The sequence below is a fragment of the Roseicyclus sp. genome, from assembly GCF_052168335.1.
Classification (GTDB): Bacteria; Pseudomonadota; Alphaproteobacteria; order Rhodobacterales; family Rhodobacteraceae; genus Roseibacterium.
Window position 1 is genome coordinate 1 of the sequence record NZ_JBQLZP010000247.1, and the last position, 2962, is coordinate 2962.

The window sequence follows — 2962 nt, forward strand, 5'->3', positions numbered from 1 at the left end:
CGGCTTCGTGCGCAAGATGGTCGAGGACGTGGCGGGCAAGGACGCGCTGCCGTACTTCCCCTACATCTTCACGCTCTTCCTGTTCATCCTCTTCGCGAACTTCCTCGGCCTCATCCCGGGCAGCTTCACGACGACCTCGCACATCGCGGTGACGGCGGTCATGGCGGCGGCGGTCTTCATCACCGTCACGCTCGTCGGCTTCATCAAGAACGGCGCGGCGTTCCTCAGCCTCTTCTGGGTGTCGTCGGCGCCGCTGGCGCTGCGGCCGATCCTGGCGATCATCGAGGTGATCTCGTACTTCGTCCGGCCGGTCAGCCACTCCATCCGTCTCGCCGGCAACCTGATGGCCGGCCACGCGGTGCTCAAGGTGTTCGCGGGCTTCGCGGGCGCCATGGGCCTCGCCGGGATCGCGCCGATCCTCGGCGTCGTGGCGATCTACGGGCTCGAGGTGCTGGTGTCGGCCATCCAGGCCTACGTCTTCACAATCCTCACCTGCGTCTACCTCAAGGACGCGCTTCATCCGCATCACTGAGGGGCGGCGGGGGGCACCCCGCGTCCCGTCCCCGCTCACTCACGGCATCTCAAGGCTTCCAACGTAAGGAGACACGACAATGGAAGGCGATATCGCACAAATGGGTCAGTTCATCGGCGCCGGCCTCGCCGCCATCGGTTCGGGCGCGGCCGCCATCGGTGTGGGCCACGTGGCCGGCAACTTCCTCGCCGGCGCGCTGCGCAACCCTTCGGCCGCCGCCGGCCAGACCGCGACCCTCTTCATCGGCATCGCGTTCGCGGAAGCGCTGGGCATCTTCGCCTTCCTCGTCGCGCTCCTGCTGATGTTCGCCGTCTGAGCCGGGCCTCGAGAGACCATCCTTACGTCCGGGGCCCGCAGCACGCATCGCGGGTCCCGGTGTAAATCCGGTTCCAGGAGGACGCTTCCATGGCTGAACAGGCCACCCACGGCGCGACCGATGCCGCCCAAGGCGCACCGGGCATGCCGCAGCTCGACTTCTCGACGTTCCCGAACCAGATCTTCTGGCTGATCGTCACGCTGGTCGCGATCTACCTCATCCTCGACAAGGTGGCCCTGCCGCGCATCGCCGCCGTCCTGGCCGAGCGCCAAGGCACGCTGACGAACGACCTCGCGGCCGCCGAGGACCTCAAGCGCAAGGCCGCCGAGGCCGAGGAAGCCTACAACCGCGCGCTCGCCGAGGCCCGGGCCGAGTCGCAGCGCATCGCCGACGCCGCGCGCGCCGAGATCCAGGCCGACCTGGCCGCGGCCACGGCACGGGCGGACGAGCAGATCGCCGCCAAGACCGCCGAGAGCGAGCGTCGCATCGGCGAGATCCAGGCCAGTGCGACGCGCTCGGTCGAGGAGGTCGCCCGCGACGTCGCCGCCGACGTGGTCGCCGCGATCCTGCCCGGCCAGTCCGCCGACGCCGACGACGTGGCGCGGGTCATCGCCGCGCGGATGAAGGGATAAGGCCATGCGTCCGATCATCGTCACCGCCGCCGCGCTCCTCGCCTCGCCCGCCCTCGCGGCCGAGCCCGGCTATGCGCCCGGCTACGACTTCACGTCGCTCTTCAACACCGACTTCGTGGTGCTGATCGGCTTCCTGCTGTTCCTGTCGATCCTGTTCTACTTCAACGTGCCCGCCATGCTCGGCGGCATGCTGGACAAGCGGGCCGACGGAATCCGGTCGGAGCTCGACGAGGCCCGCGCGCTGCGCGAGGAGGCGCAGTCGCTCCTCGCCTCCTACGAGCGCCGCAGCCGCGAGGTCGCCGAGCAGTCCGAGCGCATCGTGGCCCAGGCCCGCGCCGACGCGCAGGCCGCGGCCGACTCGGCCAAGCAGGAGCTTGAGCGCTCCATCGCGCGCCGCCTCGCCGCCGCCGAGGACCAGATCGCGAGCGCCGAAGCCAAGGCCGTCCGCGCCGTGCGCGACCGCGCCGTCGAGGTGGCCGTGGGCGCCGCGGGCGAGCTGATCGCGAACCGCATGGCCGCGTCGGATGCCAACGCGCTGATCGACGCCTCGATCGACCAGGTCCGCGCCCGCCTCAACTGAAGCGTCGCGCCGCCGATCCTGAACGCCCCGGTCCGAAAGGCCGGGGCGTTTGCCGTTGGGTGCGGGGCTCAGCCGAACCGCGCGCGCCAGGTGGGTTTCGGATCTCCAGGCTCCGCCGTCGCCTCGTAGACCCCCCGCGCCAGCGCCCGCGCCAGGCAGAGCGCGCCGAGATGTCCGAGGATGGCGAGATCGGGCGGGCCCTTGATCGGGCGCGCGCCGGTCGCGACGGCGAAGACCACGTCGCCGTCCATCGGCAGGTGCGAGGGCCAGACCGCGCGCGCGATCCCGTCATGGGCCATCACCGCCAGCCGCGCAGCCTGCGCCTTGGTCAGGTCCGCGTCCGTCCCGACCACGGCGATCACCGTGGCCTCCCGGTCGCTGGTCGTCATCTTGGTGGGCGGCACGCGGGACGGGTCGAAGGCGGGTGCCGGGCCGAGGCCGCCGAACTCGTCTCCGAACTCGCAGGGCGCGGCGTGGAAATGCGGGGCGTCGCCGACCGTCACCTGCCCGACCGGGTTCGACACCACCAGCGCGCCCACCGTGAAGCCGTTCCACTCGGCCGAGGCCGAGCCGAGCCCGCCCTTCAGATCGGCCAGCGTCGCCCCCGTGCCCGCCCCGGCCGTGCCGAGGGCGAAGTCCTCGGCCGCGTCCTCGAAGGCGCGTCGCCCGAGGGCGGGATAGGGCGAGGCCGTCCAGCCCTTGTCGCCGCCGTTGGCGAGGTCGAAGACGATGGCCGCCGGGACGATGGGCACGGTCAGCCCGTGGACGGCGAAGCCGCGCCCGCGCGCGCGAAGCCCCTCGGTCACGCCCTGCGCCACGTCCAGCCCGAAGGCCGAGCCGCCGGCGGGGCAAGTCGCGTCGAGCGCCTGCACCGGCCGGTCCGGGGGAATCGGAAGGCCGTC

Annotated in this window: 5 protein-coding genes; 4 read left to right on the forward strand and 1 reads right to left on the reverse strand. The window is 71.8% G+C overall.

The features are described from left to right. From ACTS11_RS07640 to ACTS11_RS07655, 4 genes are all read left to right on the forward strand, one after another. Nucleotides 1-532 (forward strand): F0F1 ATP synthase subunit A (locus ACTS11_RS07640; protein ID WP_442639732.1); only part of this gene is annotated, 532 nt, incomplete at its 5' end. Between the two features lie 79 nt (nt 533-611). After that, nucleotides 612-848 carry a F0F1 ATP synthase subunit C gene (locus ACTS11_RS07645; RefSeq protein WP_011453893.1) on the forward strand — a complete coding sequence of 79 codons (237 nt, stop codon included), beginning with the start codon at nt 612-614 and terminating at the stop codon, nt 846-848. A gap of 89 nt (nt 849-937) precedes the next feature. After that, nucleotides 938-1480, forward strand: coding sequence for a F0F1 ATP synthase subunit B' (locus tag ACTS11_RS07650; protein ID WP_442639733.1), 543 nt, complete (start codon nt 938-940; stop codon nt 1478-1480). A gap of 4 nt (nt 1481-1484) precedes the next feature. Then, nucleotides 1485-2060, forward strand: coding sequence for a F0F1 ATP synthase subunit B (locus tag ACTS11_RS07655; RefSeq protein ID WP_442639734.1), 576 nt, complete (start codon nt 1485-1487; stop codon nt 2058-2060). Nucleotides 2061-2128: 68 nt separating this feature from the next. Here the strand turns inward: ACTS11_RS07655 and ACTS11_RS07660 are convergent. Beyond that, nucleotides 2129-2962, reverse strand: an 834-nt coding sequence (locus ACTS11_RS07660; RefSeq protein ID WP_442639735.1) for a P1 family peptidase, incomplete at its 5' end; no start/stop codon positions are given.

Coding starts and splice junctions, on each gene's coding strand:
- ACTS11_RS07650 (WP_442639733.1), top strand. CDS start 938: ATGGCTGAACAGGCCACCCACGGCGCGACCGATGCCGCCCAAGGCGCA.
- ACTS11_RS07655 (WP_442639734.1), top strand. CDS start 1,485: ATGCGTCCGATCATCGTCACCGCCGCCGCGCTCCTCGCCTCGCCCGCC.
- ACTS11_RS07645 (WP_011453893.1), top strand. CDS start 612: ATGGAAGGCGATATCGCACAAATGGGTCAGTTCATCGGCGCCGGCCTC.